General features: G+C 47.4%; 12 protein-coding genes and 1 tRNA gene. 5 read left to right on the forward strand and 8 right to left on the reverse strand.

The window, feature by feature from the left end; genetic code table 11:
• Positions 1 to 75: 75 nt before the first annotated feature.
• The 4 genes from AB4875_RS00405 to AB4875_RS00420 all read left to right on the forward strand — a co-directional run bounded on the left by AB4875_RS00405 (position 76) and on the right by AB4875_RS00420 (position 4322).
• The gene (locus AB4875_RS00405) at positions 76 to 639 is read left to right on the forward strand and encodes a polysaccharide biosynthesis/export family protein (protein WP_368374050.1); all 564 of its coding nucleotides are present in this window, start codon (positions 76 to 78) and stop codon (positions 637 to 639) included.
• A 7-nt stretch (positions 640 to 646) separates the two neighbouring features.
• Positions 647 to 2821, forward strand: coding sequence for a GumC family protein (locus AB4875_RS00410; protein ID WP_368374051.1), 2175 nt, complete (start codon positions 647 to 649; stop codon positions 2819 to 2821).
• Between the two features lie 37 nt (positions 2822 to 2858).
• Positions 2859 to 3593, forward strand: a complete 735-nt coding sequence (locus AB4875_RS00415) for a tyrosine-protein phosphatase (RefSeq protein ID WP_368374052.1) — start codon at positions 2859 to 2861, stop codon at positions 3591 to 3593.
• Between the two features lie 84 nt (positions 3594 to 3677).
• Positions 3678 to 4322 carry a hypothetical protein gene (locus tag AB4875_RS00420; protein ID WP_368374053.1) on the forward strand — a complete coding sequence of 215 codons (645 nt, stop codon included), beginning with the start codon at positions 3678 to 3680 and terminating at the stop codon, positions 4320 to 4322.
• Here AB4875_RS00420 and AB4875_RS00425 read toward each other — a convergent pair.
• The gene (locus AB4875_RS00425; RefSeq protein ID WP_368374054.1) at positions 4314 to 4820 is read right to left on the reverse strand and encodes a transglutaminase-like cysteine peptidase; all 507 of its coding nucleotides are present in this window, start codon (positions 4818 to 4820) and stop codon (positions 4314 to 4316) included. The genes AB4875_RS00420 and AB4875_RS00425 overlap by 9 nt on opposite strands.
• 1102 nt (positions 4821 to 5922) lie before the next feature.
• Here AB4875_RS00425 and traF point away from each other — a divergent pair.
• Complete coding sequence (gene traF, locus AB4875_RS00430) at positions 5923 to 7032, forward strand: conjugal transfer protein TraF (protein ID WP_368374055.1); 1110 nt, start codon at positions 5923 to 5925, stop codon at positions 7030 to 7032.
• Positions 7033 to 7535: 503 nt separating this feature from the next.
• On the opposite strand, the gene AB4875_RS00435 is transcribed toward traF, so the two are convergent.
• From AB4875_RS00435 to AB4875_RS00465, 7 genes are all read right to left on the reverse strand, one after another.
• A tRNA-Arg gene (locus tag AB4875_RS00435) sits at positions 7536 to 7612 on the reverse strand.
• 231 nt (positions 7613 to 7843) lie between these two features.
• A complete protein-coding gene (locus AB4875_RS00440; protein ID WP_368374056.1) occupies positions 7844 to 9190 on the reverse strand; it encodes an aldehyde dehydrogenase family protein in 1347 nt (448 codons plus the stop codon).
• A 300-nt stretch (positions 9191 to 9490) separates the two neighbouring features.
• Complete coding sequence (locus AB4875_RS00445) at positions 9491 to 10711, reverse strand: NAD(P)/FAD-dependent oxidoreductase (RefSeq protein ID WP_368374057.1); 1221 nt, start codon at positions 10709 to 10711, stop codon at positions 9491 to 9493.
• A gap of 143 nt (positions 10712 to 10854) precedes the next feature.
• On the reverse strand, positions 10855 to 11733 hold the full coding sequence (locus tag AB4875_RS00450; RefSeq protein WP_368374058.1) for a haloalkane dehalogenase: 879 nt from the start codon (positions 11731 to 11733) through the stop codon (positions 10855 to 10857).
• Positions 11734 to 11963: 230 nt separating this feature from the next.
• Complete coding sequence (locus tag AB4875_RS00455; protein ID WP_368374059.1) at positions 11964 to 13607, reverse strand: long-chain fatty acid--CoA ligase; 1644 nt, start codon at positions 13605 to 13607, stop codon at positions 11964 to 11966.
• A 157-nt stretch (positions 13608 to 13764) separates the two neighbouring features.
• Entirely contained in the window at positions 13765 to 15141 is a 1377-nt protein-coding gene (locus AB4875_RS00460; protein ID WP_368374060.1) for a DUF1329 domain-containing protein, read from the reverse strand.
• Positions 15142 to 15231: 90 nt separating this feature from the next.
• Positions 15232 to 17307 (reverse strand): DUF1302 family protein, encoded by a 2076-nt coding sequence (locus tag AB4875_RS00465; protein ID WP_368374061.1) that lies wholly within the window; start codon positions 17305 to 17307, stop codon positions 15232 to 15234.
• Between the last annotated feature and the right edge of the window lie 5 nt (positions 17308 to 17312).

Below are 17312 nucleotides of genomic sequence, written 5' to 3' on the forward strand. Positions count from 1 at the left end.
GCCTACCCGGGGTGGGTTGCTGCAACCATTAGCTAGCCGCCCTACGCTCCCAACCTTGGATCTGAAACAGAAACGATGCAAAGACTTTTATCCTATATGCTGGTTTGTTTATCGTTAGCTGCCGCAGCACCAATTTTAGCCCAAGGAAGCGCACATACAGCAGACAAGAGCCTAGATTCAATTTACCGGCTTGGTGCGGGAGATTTGCTCAGCGTGCAGGTATTTGGCGAGCCAGACCTAAGTTTCGCAGAAATCCGATTAACCGATGCAGGAACCTTCTCATACCCCTTTTTAGATGAAGTTAGAGCCAAGGGCTTAACAAGCGCGGAAGTTGAAGCAACAATTAAAGCCCGCTTACTCGGTGATTACCTAATTGACCCTAAAGTAACCGTGCGGATTCTTGAATATCGGTCGTTTTTTGTAAATGGTGAAGTAAAACGGCCCGGGGGCTATCCCTTCACCCCCGGATTAACATTACGCAAAGCTATCGCAATATCCGGGGGCTTTACGGAACGCGCGTCTCGCAGCAAGTTTTATATCATTCGAGACAATGACAGCAAAAGAACGCCTGTTCGAAGTTCACTAGATTCCAATATCTACCCCGGTGATATTGTCACCGTTGACGAGAGCTTTTTTTAAGCGACCTATGAATAATCAATCAAATAATCAACGCCCCATCGTCGCCAATCAACTTGATCTTGCGCATATCTGGGAGATACTCAATCGAGCAAAGTGGAGTATTCTTTTTTTAACGATAGCCGTAACCATGCTGGCCGCACTCGCTGTTTTATCCGTACAGCCGGTTTTTAGAGCAACTACAACACTGCTGATTGAACCCACTAAAAACAAAATCGCATCCGCAGAAGAGCTGTTTGGTCTAGACACCTCAAGAGGGGAATATTTGTCTACGCAATTTGCCCTTTTAGAAAGCCGTGAACTATTAAAGACGGTTGTCACCAAGACTGGCTTGACTGAACAGCCAGATTTTATAATGGAATCGAAAAACACCTTCAATCTCGGCTCTCTTATTAGATCACTGAAGTTAACTGAATATTTACCATTCACAATGCCTAGCGACATCGCCCCCGCCGCCCCGCCAACACTAGATGAACAAATGGATTTCACCCTCAAAGTACTACAGCGGCAGGTGACAATATCGCCAATCGCAAAAACACAGTTGGTCAGAATTCATGTTGACATGGCCAACGCGAACATAGCCGCGCGGGTGGCCGATAGCATCGCAAATAATTACATTAGCGGTCAGCTTGATGCTCGCCTAAGCATGCGTGAAACGGCAACGTCGTGGATGTCAGAACGGCTTATTGATCTCAAAGACAAACTTAAAAATTCTGAACGCCGCTTGCAATTGTACCGAGAAAAAGAAAATCTCGTGGATATTGAAGGCATAACGACCTTGTCTGCTGATACGCTAAGCAGCATCAGCAGCCGCCTCACAGACGCCAGAAAGGAACTTGCTAGCTCTCAAAGTCAATTCCAGCAGGTTCGCCAGATTCACCGGGATGACTTAGAAAGACTTAGCTCTGTCCCAGCAGTACTTAGTAATCTAGGGGTTCAACAATTTAAAGCCGAGCAAGCCAAAGCTATTTCTAAGGTTCAAGAGCTTTCTCGCCGCTACGGCCCCAAACACCCTACGATGATTAGTGCGCAATCAGAACTAGCATCTGCCAATCAAAGTTTACGTAATCAAGTTTCCCAAGTTGTCTCCGGTATAGAGAAAAACTACCTGTTGGCAAGATCGAACGAGGAATCCTTAAGCAGCTCTTATAATAATAACCGGAACGAAATTAAAGCCATTGCAAAGAAGGAATTCACACTACGAGAGCTACAACTCGACGTTGATACAAATCGCTCACTTTACAACACCTTTCTCGGCCGCCTTAAAGAAACCTCGGCTACAACGGACATGGAAACAGCCAATGCGAGGGTTGTTGACCCAGCTGCCGTGCCAAGCAAGCCAATCAAGCCAAAAAAGGCACTTATTGTAATGCTCTCTGCATTACTAGCATTAATGGCTGGCGCCGGTATAACACTGCTAGCTGATGCACTGGGCAATACATTTAGCAGTGTTCAACAAATCGAAGATTACCTGAACCTGCCGGTTTTTGGTGTGGTGCCATTTATAAAACGCAAAAAAAGGAAGGCACTAGCAAAGTCTTTCATTAACACACCAAAAGGTGTATTTGCTGAGGCAATCCGCGGGCTCCGCACAAGTACATTGCTGGCAAGCAATAATGACAGCCAGCAGCTTATTTATATAACCTCATCTGTGCCGGGCGAGGGTAAAAGTATTATTGCCAGTAATTTAGCGCTTGCACTTGGACAGTTAAAAGAAACACTTTTGATAGACGCAGATATGCGGCAACCGGTGCTCGGCAAATCCTACGATTTACCACTTGGCTGTCCGGGATTGGCTAATATACTCGCAGGCACTGCGACTATAGAGGAATGCCTGCATGAAAAGGATGGTATATACATTATCAGTGCTGGTGCAGCGCCACCGAATCCGCTCGACCTACTGTCATCGCCGCAGTTTGCAGAATTTATCGCTCAAATGCGCAGCCGCTTTGATTATGTTGTAATTGACACCCCGCCAATACAGGCCGTTAGCGACGCTCTGGTCTTAGCTAAGAACGCCGACATATTATTACAAGTGGTGCGCAGTGAATCTACGGCGAAAAAGGTAGTGGAATCAAGTATTGGTCAAATGCTGCAAAACAGACTGCGGGTTTCAGGTATCGTGTTCAGTCAGGTTAATGACAAAAAAAGTAAGTATTATCGATACGGGAAGTACCATAACTAAGTAAGCCAGCCATTGTGAATCACCATTTGGTGTATAAATGATTGATATCCACTGCCACATCCTTCCAGGGATCGACGACGGCGCGCAAACACTGCAGGACTCGGTAGCCTTGGCAAAAGCTGCCGTTGATAACGGAATTACCCACGCAGTGTGCACGCCACACATCCATTTCGGTCGCTACGACAACACCCGCGAAATCATATCCCAAGCTTGCACTACTTTGCGAAATACCCTTAGCGACCACAACATCAATTTGGCGATCAGCGCAGCAGCCGAGGTCAGGTTTGATGTCGAAATATTAAGTGCTATTGAGCGCGATGAGCTACCATTTTTAGGTGAATGGTATGGTGACAAGATACTGCTTCTTGAGTTTCCACACGGGGAATTTCCGATCGGCGCCGCAAAGCTAACACGATGGCTGCTAGACAATGAAATTCGGCCGATGATCGCCCACCCAGAGAGAAACAAAGGCTTGCTCGAACGCCCTGAGAAACTATCCCCGCTACTAGAGCAAGGCTGCTTATTACAGATAACCGCCGCGTCTGTTATCGGAGATTTTGGTCCAAAGGCCGAAAAAATGGCGCTATCGCTTATCGCCGAAGGAGTGGCAACCGTCGTTGCAACTGATGCCCACCATATCAAAAGGCGACCGCCGCTTCTTCAGCAAGCCTACGACATAGTTAGCAAACACCAAGGTAATGCGATAGCACAAAAGCTCATGGTAGATACTCCTTGGGCAATCGCTAGATCACACTTCCCCGGCTCAGACTAAACGATGTTAGGAACACGTAAACGACGCTCTCTTCTCTGGCTTAGCCTGGCGTTTTTTTGCGTATTATCTTTCATAGCAGGCATATTGATATCAGGCTCTTCACTCTACTCGCTGCAGGCGAACCGCTTTATCAGCGACTGGAGCCTTCGCCAAAATGAGCCGCAACCGCGTGCCTGGTTGATCGCTCACGGTGCAATTGAGCGCGCCATTAATTGGTATCCCGTAGACAACCCTAACCTATTTATTACACGTGGTCGCATCCATGACTGGCGCTATTACAAAAAGCCAATAGGAGACCCAATTGCCGCAGAGTCACGACTGCTTGCTTTAGCGGACTATCGCCATGCAGCGGAACTTCAGCCAAGCTGGCCATATACATGGATTGATATTGCACTGGTGAAAACTCGGCTCGGTATCGTTGATCAAGAGGCATTAGATGCCTTACAAAATGCATTCAACACCGGCCAATGGCGACCTGATGTATTACTAAACATCACGGAAACGGGAGCCTTAGCTTGGAATATGCTTCCTGCTCGAGGGAAAAGGCTAGTAATGGTATCAATTGACCGAGGACTCGCGAGTAGTACAAAAACGGCAGGACTGGTCGCCAATTCCCTCGAACAGCTAGAGCGGGAGAACGCTATATGCAATCGCCTAGTCAATGAGTACATCAATATTAAAAAATGGTGTAGCCGCACAGAAGCTCAAAAACCAGCGCTATTAAGATAAGTTGACATAGAACCAGCGACCATCTTCCAATCCAGCCTTGTCCCATTTATATCCAACTTTTTGAAGATCTGTATTCGACATCACTCTAGTAAAACGGACATCGAGAATCCAGCCCTGCATATACAAAACGCAGTGGTATTGCTCAGTTTCGGTCCAGCAAGTTAGCAACAAACTGCCGTATATTCTTTTGGCTTGAAGCAGTTCTTGGCACAGCAACGCGTGATCTTCACAATCACCACGCCAACCGTCGGCCGCGCTCGCGGGGTTCCAGTAGTCGCTCTCGCCATAGGTCGACGAGTCAGAATCATACTGAAATTTATCGTTTACGCGCTGAAGGACCTCATCCAAGACCGGCTTCACATCGTCCGGCGAGCCCTGAATCTGTGTTAAAAGCCCACCTTTCGCGCGAAATGGCGTAGGCTGACTTGTACAGCCCCAAAAAAACAGTGCAGGCACTAGCAAAGAGTAACGTGAAATTTGTCGACGCGTGATCAGCATATTCGTTCAGTAGACCATCGTATAAAGGTAGGGTGTGGGCCACCCCTAGGAAACGGCAATACCACGCCGGAGTAGGCTTGATGTATTAGATTCAGATATGAAAGGATTAAATTTTTTGGCGAATCCAACTTACTAAATCTCCGTAAGAATTCCAGATCCAAGCAGGTTTAAGCGCCATCGGTACGCAGTGGCACTATTCGCTTGGCTAGAACTGCTGCACTGTATCCAGAAGGAGCTGGCGCCTCATCTCCAATTAGGTATACGTTGCTACTCCCAGTATTCGCACAGCCAATGCACGCAGCCATTACTAGCGGCATTAGTACTAGCAAGCATAATATCCTTAGGCGCTTCTCGAAAATCGTCCTTGTACCAGACACTTCTCGACCCCCATTTAACACGTCAAGATGCAATGAGGCCTTAGCATATGAAACCTAGTAAAGGCTTATAATTGGGGATATCCCCCGATCGATACATACAAATACCTATCGGCAGAAACCACACCCAATTTCACCAAACCTGCGATGGCAGTTGCCTTATACGAGGTAAAGTCCGCCGGCCTTCTTTTAGCGAACAGATTACTAGGCGAAAGCGCAACGTTCGATTCCGCCGTTTCTAGCGCGCTGCACGTTGGGCGAGTTGATCTCAGACACGGTCAATACTGACGCCGGGAAGCACCCTGGTAGATACCACAATCATTGCCACGCCGACTCATCGACGGTATAAACTTGTGCTTACTCATAAATGTGAAATATTCTGAGCTAGCATACGGACTGCCCTGATCGCTGAGCACCAAAACTTTATTCTTGGGGTACGCTGCCATAGAGTCATTAATAACCTGCTGGACTTCCCCGAGTAATGTAGAGAACTCAGCGCTAGCCTGCCTACTAGAAAAGCGGACTGTCGTTGCAGACCGAAGAACGTCCTTATATACAGTCAAGCTTGCTTTAGATCCTCGGTATATACGATTGTCCCGTCCCATCTTATAATCAGGTTTGACGTGACGGTCTGCCATCAAAAAATCTATTTGTATATTTCCATATTAATAATGCAAATGAATCGTCGGCTGCAAGCGCAGTCTGTCGCTAATATCTGGAGTGTGTTGGTGTATAAAATTCCGCTTTTCCTTATGCTATTGAGTTTGGCAGCCTCCAATTTGACAGCAGAAACAAGGCACGACATTGTTCGTGCAATAGCCAACCCAGCACATACCGAATTTTTTAGTGAAGCGGATCCTTTTCTTATCTCTATCGGAGGAAAAGTGTATCTAGATGATAGTGACGATTTACTAGGCGAGGTGCAGAAAACGGTGAATATGACCGTGGAGGCTCTTTCGTCTCAGGGACTGTTTTTGCTGATTCCAGGTCAACAGCAACCCCTCATTGATCAGCTAAAAAAGGTGGATGGCAAAAGTGTACTAACAATCGCTAACGTCAATACTGCTATAAGTATTCCAAGTGATAAACATGCACTACAGCTTAATATTAATGCCTCAGGAAGAGGGGCTGGAACATTCGTGTTCGACCCTGAAGACGAACAAACTCTTCAACTCGCTGCAGCTGGCTTATTGCTAGGTGCTTCTGATCTTAAGTCTAGGGTGGTTGCATCGCTACTAATAGTAAGCGATGTGGGCCTTTCGTATTCACGACCGTTCTTTTCAAGTACTTCTATAAAATGGGGTACGGCAATAAAGTTACAGAGTATTACTCTTATAGAACGAACCCGACGGATCACTGAATACGAAGAAAGTGAACTCCTTAGTTGGCAGCGAGACGTAAAAACGCAGTATCACGCAAATGCGGATTTAGGGCTGACTTGGCAAAGGGACGCTTTGGAATTATCGGCCGCAGTAATAAACGTTAACCCTGGTGAATTTCGCGGCCCACTGAACGGGAGATATAATATGCGGCCGGCAGTGAAGATAGGCGGAGTATATAATCCTGGCCGAATAGGTTTTGATTTCAATTGGGATGTAACACCCGATGAGGGATTTGGCGTATCCGAAGATTTACAAACCGCGTCGCTTGCCACACGTTATCTCCTTCAAGATAACTTGGTATTCGGTCTTGGCTACCATCACGTTCAGAAAGGTAATTTCGTTGACTCGGTAGAAGCCAAACTTAGATACCAATTCAGCTCTATATATTTTGAAGCCTCTGGACGTTTTGCAACCGGTTCTATCGGTGGCGGCTTGCAAGCGCAAATGATGTTTTGATTAGCTAAATTGCTGTACGCAGCACATTTAAAATCTAAATAACGCTTGGCAACCCTTTAAGCTAGCGTCGCTCTTATGCGACAGAATAAACGGATCTAGACCTTCATCAGACAATGCGGCTCTAACTAGATGGTTTTCCTAGGAGATGGTTAATCCAATCCCTGCCGTTGGGGGCCGTACTCCCCCCGCCGGGGCTGCGTCGCTGCGCTCCTTGTTTAAATTGCGCCGTGGGCACAATTTATCGAACCTACAAAGGCTCTCACCGATCAAGTGAACCAAAACCAAAAAGGCCCGCTAATGTCGGATGCTAGAGCTTAGCGGCAAACTGGAAGTAAGGATTAATCAATTCAGCCTTGGGGCTGTATTGCCCCCTTCGGGGCTGCGTCGCTGCGCTCCTTGTTTAAATTGCGCCGTGGACACAATTTATCGAACCTAGAAAGGCTCTCACCGATCAAGTGAACCAAAACCAAAAAGGCCCGCTAATTAGCGGGCCTTTTTGGTTTTGGTGCGCCCGAGAGGATTCGAACCTCTGACCTCTGCCTCCGGAGGGCAGCGCTCTATCCAGCTGAGCTACGGGCGCGAAATGGGTATTTCACGAAGCGCGACACTATAACAGAGGGTCTAGCACAGCTCAATCTGCCCACGCGTTTTACCTGGCGATACTTTATGAATATCAGTTTGAGACCAAATTTAAGCCCATTAAGGCTATCAAGCCGTCACCAAGGTGTTTCTAAGGAATGGAGATGAGCATTGCACCTCAGCACAATGCTCAATCTTCAATCTTCAGTAGCGAGCAATACCACCAGGGTAATTAGACTTCAACCGCGGTGTGCAGCACAGCGCGCTCATGAGAAAGCTCCTTGAATCCGTGTATGCCGTGATATCGCCCGATACCGCTGCCATTAACCCCGCCAAAAGGTAAATTGTGCTCAAGGTAATGCATAACACAATGATTGACTGTAACCCCACCGGAAGACGTATTTGCGAGAACATCTTCAACGAAATTATCGTCCTCACTAAACACATACAATGCCAAGGGTTTTTCCTGCTTTTGCAAGGACTTATAGACCTCCGAAATATCCTTATAGGTGAAAATGGACAAGATGGGACCGAAAACCTCTTCGCTCATAATCCGCGCATCATGCGGAACATTGGTAAGGATCGTAGGATGAATAGACTGGGTAGACTCATCAACTTGGCCGCCAAACTCTAAGCTCGCACCTTTCGCAATGGCATCATCTAAGTAGCCTCTCACCCGATCCAAATTCCGCTTATCTACAATTTTCCCATGGACGTCGGTGTTAAGCTCACCATCGACATAGCAGGTAGCGCTATAGGTCGCTTTAGCAACAGCGATGAATTCATCTTTACAGTCTTCATGGACGTAAACATTTTCAGGGCATAGGCAAACTTGACCTGTATTCATATTTCTCAAAAAAGCGATCTTTGCCGCTGCATCTTCAATATTTGCAGATTTGTCCACTATCACTGGGTTCTTGCCACCAAGCTCGAGCGTAACCGAGGCCAGATGCTTAGCCGCAGCAGCCATCACTATTTTGCCCACCGCTGGACTACCAGTAAAAAATACATGATCTATTGGTAGCTCTAATAAGCGATTAGCTAGATCAACACCGCCTTCAAATACTGCTATCTCTTCTTTATCAAAAACGTCTTTTACAATCTTTGAGATGACTAGACTAGTATTTGGTGACAGCTCATTTGGTTTAACGATTGCACAATTGCCGGCAGCAATTATTGGCACTAATGGCTGAAACACTAGGGTGAAAGGGAAATTCCACGCGCCGAACAATAAGACGATGCCTCGAGCTTCATAAACCAATTTCGCTCTAGCAGATTTGAATGCCTCGGACGTCTCAACTATCACCGGCTTCATCCACTCGGTGACGGACGCGATTGCGTCATCAATATCACCATAAACCGCATCCAACTCAAGGGTCGCGGCCTCTTCGTTTTTACGCAGATCAAGAAACAGTGCGCTCTTAATCTCGTCCTCGTATGAGAGCACTGCCGCCCTCAATCGCTTAAGTTTTTCAATACGCTGCGCAGCTGAACTGCGGCGAACGTGCCATTGATTTTCAGTTTGCAGATCAAACACTTCAGAAACTTCATCTACCGCAATCTTATTTTCAGCATTCATAAATAATTCCTCATTTTATAATTATCTTAATGTAAATATCGTATCGATATAGTCTATTTATGCTCACCTCATTTAACAATGTGAGCGCACAATCGCCATCTCAAGGAGGATAGACGACCGCATAAGGCGAAATAAAAACAACTTCATCCACTTCCATTATTTCTTCTTATTCGCTTTATTACTTAAGGCTAAAATCATTAAATTCGTGCCGTTCACCTCCCCCTAACCCAACCTATTGGATCTTGCCGTAATGTGATGTGTAGAAAATTAATGGCATCGTCTGTGTTCTCATACTTAGAATTAGTTGAATACGTCTTTCATCTCAATCGACTCATCAGCGAGTTTCAGCGGATCAGCCGTCTGGCCTGAACTAAGCGCGCGCTTGCTCATCATGAATTCCTTCGGGCGGTTAATCGCATCGACCGCGATAAAACGACCTTCACTGAAATAGAATGCGGCGAAGCTGCGTCCCTCTTCACTGTTGCCGCGGATAATGACTTGGTCAAAACCCTGCGAGAGTCCCGCGATTTGAAGCTTTAGATCGTATTGGTCTGACCAAAACCACGGTAGGGCTGAATAAGCTTGAGGTTTACCGCAGAGACTTTTCGCCGCGATCTTTGCTTGATCAGTGGCATTTTGTACGGATTCTAAGCGCAGCTTACGCTTGTAGATGGGATTGTAGTGATTGCTGCAATCGCCCGCAGCCACAATGTCGGGGTCATTGGTGGTGGCAAATTCGTCGACCACAATACCGTTGTCTATGTTGAGTCCCGCTGCTTCGGCTAGCTCGATGTTTGGGATAACGCCCACGCCAATGATGACCAGATCGGCGGGGATGGTGCTGCCATCGGCAAGGCGCACGCCCTCAACATGTTGATCACCAACAATGGCCTCGACACCGGCTTGGGTGCGAATATCGACGCCTTCTTCCCGGTGTATGCGGCTATAAAAAGCTGATACTTCTGGTGCGGTGACGCGTTGGAGCACACGCTCCATCGCTTCAATAACGGTGACATTCATACCGATTTTGCGCAGCGACGCCGCGGTCTCAAGACCAATATAGCCGCCACCAATAATGACCGCCGACTTGCCCGGACCAGTAAATTTATGGGTTTGCTTTACGTCGTTAAGATCGCGCATATAGAAGACACCAGCAAGCTCGCTGCCGGTAAATGGGATCTTGCGGACCCGGGCACCGGTGGTGAGAGCGAGCTTGGTGTAGCTAATTTCAGCGCCGTCTTTGAGGGTAATTTTTTTTGCGTCGCGATCAATGTGGGTAACCGCCGAGCCCAATAGCAGGTCAATATTGTTTTTGTCATAGAACTCAGCCGAGCGAATGAGCAGCTCATCTTCTGATTTTTCGCCGACAAAAAACGCCTTTGATAAGGGCGGGCGATGGTAAGGCAGATAGGGCTCGTCGCCGACAATGGATATTCGGCCCTCCCAACCCTCTTGGCGAAGACTGCCGGCCAATTGGGCCGCAGCGTGGCTGGCGCCGATGATAATACAATGTTCACTCATAGCTATATTCCAAGAATCCTATGTTCAGCTTCAAATTATAAAGCGGCTGTCATACGCCCGGTGGCTTATGTATTACCCATTACCCATTACCATTACCCATAAGCTTGATCTAATGACACCCGCTAACATAAACGAAATCACTGTTACAAAGTGCTCATCCAATCGGCCACCGCCCTGCCTATTTCGACCGGGGAATCTTCCTGGATGAAATGCGTACCCTTGACTGTGACCTCGGTCTGATTCGGCCAGCTGCGACAAAACTCGCGCTGCCGGCCGACTAAAATTGATCCGGGATCAGCGTTGATAAATAATTTGGGGAACGGGGCTTTGAGCATAAACTTGGCGTACTCGGCAACCAAGTCGACCATATGAGCAGGTGAACCGTCGATGGGGATCTGCTGTGGCCAACTTAACATTGGCTGGCGATCCTCGGGCGTTGTGAAGGGTGCGCGGTAATGGTCCATTTCCACGTCGGTCAGTTCACGCATTACAGAACTTGGGAGCACTGCCTCAATGAACATATTGCGATTTAGTATTAGATCCTCACCCTTTTCTGAGCGGAAGCCTTGAAAAATGCCTCGAGCCGATTCAGGCCAGTCATCCCACGAGACCGGCATGACGATTCCTTCCATATAGGCGATAGCCCTTACCGCCGCAGGATGCATTTTTGCCCAATGGAAGCCAAGGCCACTGCCCCAATCATGGATCACTAGGGTGACATTTGAAGTAATTCCCAGTTCAGCGAGTAATCCGTCGAGGTAGCGATAGGCCACGTCGAAGCTGTAGCGCTCAGGGCCGTCACTGACCGCGAGTTTTTCCGAATCACCCTGGCCAATCAAGTCTGGCGCAATCACGCGTCCGCTACCAACTAACTCAGGAATCACATTACGCCATAAATATGATGACGTCGGGTTGCCATGAAGCAACACAATCGGCTCGCCAAGACCTTCATCGATATAGGCGATCTTCTTACCATCTACACGCGTGAATTTCTTTTGAAAGGGCATATCCGCTGAAATCATCGTAGCCTCCTTGAGCTTTGCTAAACTCGCGACACAGAAAACACATTGATGTCGAAAGCTAATAAATATAATCGAAAAAATACGCTATCTAGCCTCTTATTAACAAAGAGACTGGATCATAATAACTAAGCCATCACCAACATCAAATAGTGACTCCCGCAGATAAAATCATATAGCTTAAACCCGCGAGGAAATCAGTCCTTATAAAAATGATAGCTTTATATCAAACCTTAACTATCCGCCTCGTAATCCGCGATATATTCATTACGCAAAGATACTTTATTGATTTTCCCTGTCGCTGTTAGCGGGATTTCTTGAACGAACTTAATGTCTTCAGGAATCCACCACTTTGCGACCTCGGTACTCAGAAACTCTTTAAGCTCCACGTCACCCAAATCAGCCTCGGGCTTTAACTTAACCAACAGCAGAGGACGCTCCTCCCATTTGGGATGCGAGACCCCAATCACTGCGGCGAGCGCAACCTTTGGATGATTCATAGCAGCGTTTTCGAGATCCACCGACGAAATCCACTCACCACCCGACTTGATAATATCCTTGGCGCGATCGGTAATTTGCATAAACCCATGCGGGTCAATCGTCGCGATATCCCCGGTATCAAACCATCCCAAGGAATCGAGGATGACTGAATCACTTTTGAAGTAGGAACTGACCACCCACGGGCCTCGCACCATCAAACGGCCTGGCGTCTTACCGTCAAAAGGTAACTCCTGACCTTCTTTATTCTTTATGCACATTTGCAAGCCAAACATAGGTCGGCCCTGCTTAAGGGCAATCTTCAATTGGGCGTCGGCATCCAACTTTAGCGTTGCCGGCATAGGCCGATTAAGGCTTCCCAAGGGGCTAATCTCAGTCATCCCCCAGGCTTGCAATACATCCACACCGAAATCGCGTTTAAACCGGACTAGCATCGACCTAGGCAGAGCCGAGCCACCAATGACCACTTCCTCCAAGGCAGGGACCTGCAAATTATTAGATGTCATATAGTCCAGCAACATGCTCCACACTGTCGGCACTGCAGCGGAGAAGGTCACATGCTCGGTGTTAACCAGATCATATATATTGGCACCGTCTAAGTGGGGGCCAGGAAGAACTAATTTCGCACCGGTCATGGGTGCCGAGTAAACCAGCCCCCATGAATTGGCATGAAACATCGGGACCACCATTAATACGCTCGACATGGCCGAGAGTTTAAAGGCGTCTGCCGAGCAGCAAGCATAGGCCATCAGGAGATTTGATCTATGGGAATATAACACCCCCTTTGGATCACCGGTGGTACCCGAGGTGTAGCAAAGGGATGACGGAGAATCCTCGTCTAACTCAAGCCAGTCATAATTCTCAGACTGCCCCTCAATAAACGATTCATAATCAATAGCATTTTTCAGCGTGGTCTCAGGACATTGCGCTTTATCCGTGAGGAATACGAACAACTCTACCGTCGGCAACTCATCTTGAATTTCCTCAAGTAGCACAACGAAAGCAGGGTCCACAAAAACGATGCGATCACCCGCGTGATTGAGTATAAAACGTATTTGGGCGGGGAACAGACGAGGGTTAACCGTATGGCAGATGGCGCCTTGGCCTGCGATTCCATACCAGGACTCAAAATGACGATGGCCATTCCACGCCATAGTGGCAATCCTATCACCCACCTGTATTCCATACGCATGGAGCGCATTGGCTAACTGTTTTGACCGCCGCAATGCCTCGCGATAGGTGTAGCGATGTATCTCGCCCGACGCCAGCCTCGAAACGATTTCTTGATCACCGTGAAACCGTGCAGCGTGTTCGAGAATAGACGCCAGGTTCATCGGTGAGGCCTGCATACCACTCATAGTCGTTTTTTCTTTAATCAAAGAATTCCCCCATTATTGGACTTACACTTCAAGGTCCAATTTGATTATTATATTTAGTAGAACTAACAACTCGTCATCGCTATTAATCGACTTGTTAATTCACGGTATAAAATTTTGTGTTTAAAATAACTACTAATAAATATTAGTTTTTGTCATTTCACGCTCGTCCCAACCGAGACAGTGCTGCATGGGTAAGATATCGCTGATATATTGAGGCATCATTTACTGAACTCTTGTGGCCACCGCGAAGCTCTTTCACGTGCTCAACTCTAGTCATGCGCCCACTCTGAAACTCATAAGCATGGAAGTAGGTCCACGACCAGTAGGGGTGCGCGCCATCGCTAACTTGTTTACCGCCCCCTTCGAAGAGTCCGTAGCAACCGTCAAAGGAGCGGAATGGCAACCCCGCTCTATCATAGGTAACCATGGCAAGCGGCATCTGATTTCGGGCATCAAACCAAACCCGCTTCTTACTAATCGGCGCTCGAGGGAATCCAGTGGGTTCAGCCTCACAGACAATGGCTTCAGGTACCATTTCTACAACACTATCGAAGAAGCTATCTCCTTTAGGCCCACCATGGACGCCGTGCTCCCAGTTGTCGTTATCAGGATTCCAACCACTAGACACACCCGCCAACATAGGCTGTCGACCGACGATCTTATAATTACCCCAAGTATGTAAGGGGTCGCCCGCAGCCCAGGCATCCGAAAGATAGAGTGCGGAACCGGGAACCAGCGGCTCAAATCTTTGGTTAGTGGGGAACTGACGAACTCTTCTAAAATACGGTACATAACCATATAAATCTGGCAGCTTATTCTGATCGTAGTACCAGACATTGAGGTATGAGGCACCCTTCTGGCTTTCCGGCGCCGTATATACCACCGTATTAAAACGCAGTTTGTCCATTTGATCAGGCACATAGGGCTTGGGATCGATGACTAGTCGTCCTACGGGTGAAAGCTCTGCCCACACTAGGTCATATTGGTAGTCGATCTCCCCTTCTGGGTTTAGATCGTACTCCTTCATCGCAAATAGGTTAGCGTCATGCCGCCCCCAAGATAGGGTTAAGCCCGCGAACAGTTGCAGGGCCGATGTGCTTTGCGGAAATGGATGACCGCCGATCCACGGTTTACCGTCCTGGGTTACTACATTTCCAGTGCTATCAAATTTTGCCTGGCCTTGATTTGACAGTGTCGCCTCCTGATATTCCCAGGGGCCCATCTTCATCCAGTCTGTGGTTGTGGCAACTACCTTTAACTTTCTGCCCATTTCCGCAACATGCTTATATTTAGCCGGGTCCAGCAAATCCTTCACCAGTTCAACATTATCGGCCGTTATATAGTCACCGACTTTGATCTTACCTTTTGTGTACATTTCAATTGAGAGCAGTTCATCTGGATACGCTTTTGTCACATCGCCAGCAGACGCTATCGTCGGCCACAGAGACGCCAGCACTCCGCTCCCCGACAACGCAGACCCATAACGTAGAAACTGCCGACGATCCATACGAGAAGACCATTTCAACAAGTGCATTTGTAATCCTCAAAAAAAAGGGCCGGAAAGAACTTAATCCGGCCCAAAAGTACAGATGCTAATACCTATTAAAGAAAGCTAATTCAGCAATCAAAATTGGTAGGTCACTCTCAATGAAAGTTCATCGGCAAAATCAAGCGTGGAAATTATATTGTTGTTTGGGTTGTCTCCCCAAAGATCACCATCAATGTGGTTGTAAAATGCTTCAACAGTAAGGCCCTTTCCAGGATTCCAACGGACACCTGGCTGAAACAAAATACCACCATCTAGATCTAGGAGGGTCGCCAGTTCAATCTCAAATATCTTGTTATCCGTGGGCTGAAGAAAGCCGAAGACAATATAGTTCGCATTGCCCGATTTCTCTTTCTTAACCGTTGTAGTATCACCATCAGACAACTCACCCAAACCAACGCGTCCATAGCCACTCAAATGACGACCGACCAAATCGCTGCGATTCTTAGTCAAGGCTTGGAATACTATGTAGGTACCAGGAAGATCCTTAAAGAATCGATGCCATTTATCCACAACCAAAGCAAGCGTGTACTCGTCATCCTCAATCACTTCCCGTGATAAGGTCGGATTTGTAAACGTGCGATTCGGCGTGTACTGCATCTCTACGTTAAAAATCAATTGATTAAGGAAGTTGTTGTCACTTTCATTAACGTAACTGACACCCAAAGCGAAGTCTTCCTCGCGATGATAGCGACGCTCGATTGTTCCCCGCATGCTACCGCCGGCAGCCATGAAGAAGGTATTCAACTGAGCAGCCGTACCAGCGACTGTTTGGTCAGGTGAGGCATAAAGATCTACTGAGCCGTCAAATTCTTCGATAGCCGCATTCAGACCGCCAATTGCGTCAAGCCTAGATTCTGCCGCGTATTTAAACCATTCCTCGGCAGAGTAAACACCGCCCGGACTGGCTGCAAAAGGCGAGTTAGCAAGTGCCTCACCGGAATCGGAATAGCGCCGGCAAAGAGCAGGGTCATATACCAAGCAGCCCGAGAGTTTGGCGTTGTAGGCCGTATTGATCAAGGCGCCAATACCACCAGACAAGGGTTTATTAACACCTGATTTAGCCCAATTAAAAGTCCCTTCGGTAGCATACTTAGAGACAAAAGAGGCCTGCCACCCCCACTGGCCATAGTCGCCTTTCAAACGAAATCCACCAGATAATTTGTCGTCGTAGCCACCCGACTCATAAGTGTCATTAACAGTAAACTGAGTGGGGATTATATTGTAAGGAGTATTCGGGTTACCGAAGACCGAGGGCTGAAACCGACCAATATACCCGTCTGCCAAAATATCATTGGTCAACTGGTAGGTGGCACGCAAGGACAACATAGGTACGCGCTTATCAGAAAACTCTTCCAAACCGCGATCCAGTAGAGAATGTCGACGTAAATCCAATCCGTTCGGGGTATCAAAGACGCGGAAGAATATCGCTTGGCCCCAAGCTATTTGCTGGTTACCAGCACGTAGTGACAGATTACCGGATGCATACTCTAACAAGAACGTAGGAAAGTAAATTTGGTAGTTTTTGCCAGTCCATTCCAACGGGTTAGGGTTTCCGCCTTGATCAGCAAGATAATCAAAGTAACTTGGCGTGCCTTCATACAACGCTGGGTTGGCATTGGGGCCGCTTTGAAGGCCACCCTGGAACTGGGAAACGTCGTTTGCGTCAAACGAGTCGTATATTTCCGGGTCGAACATTGCTCGCACTCTGGCAATAAATCGCATTTCATAGTTAAACCGAACGTTTAGCTCTATCTCCGTTCTCAGCACCGTATAGTTAAAGTCATTATCGGTGGTTTTAATAAAGTCGCCACGGCGTATTGAATCTGAAAAGGGAAGGGGCACCGTACCCCAAGCACCTAATGCGCCCGGACCGAGTAAGCCCGTTACCAAACCGCTAGTCGGGTTTAATGCCGGCGGGAGATATGCTTGGCGAGATATACTTTGGTCGTTAAAATAGTTGCTTCCTTGATTGTTTGGATTCCCATCGCTACTGGTACTAACCGCAGCTTCTGCACGAACAAAGCCATTATAAGATATATTAAAATCTTCAAACCAGTCATCATCAGACGCTAAGACCTTAGCACTAGAGATAGCGCTGCACACAGCAAGGCATACAAACAATGGACGTTTTATTATATTACTTTTTTTCATCAATA

Source organism: Zhongshania sp. R06B22 (assembly GCF_040892595.1).
Classification (GTDB): Bacteria; Pseudomonadota; Gammaproteobacteria; order Pseudomonadales; family Spongiibacteraceae; genus Spongiibacter; species Spongiibacter arctica.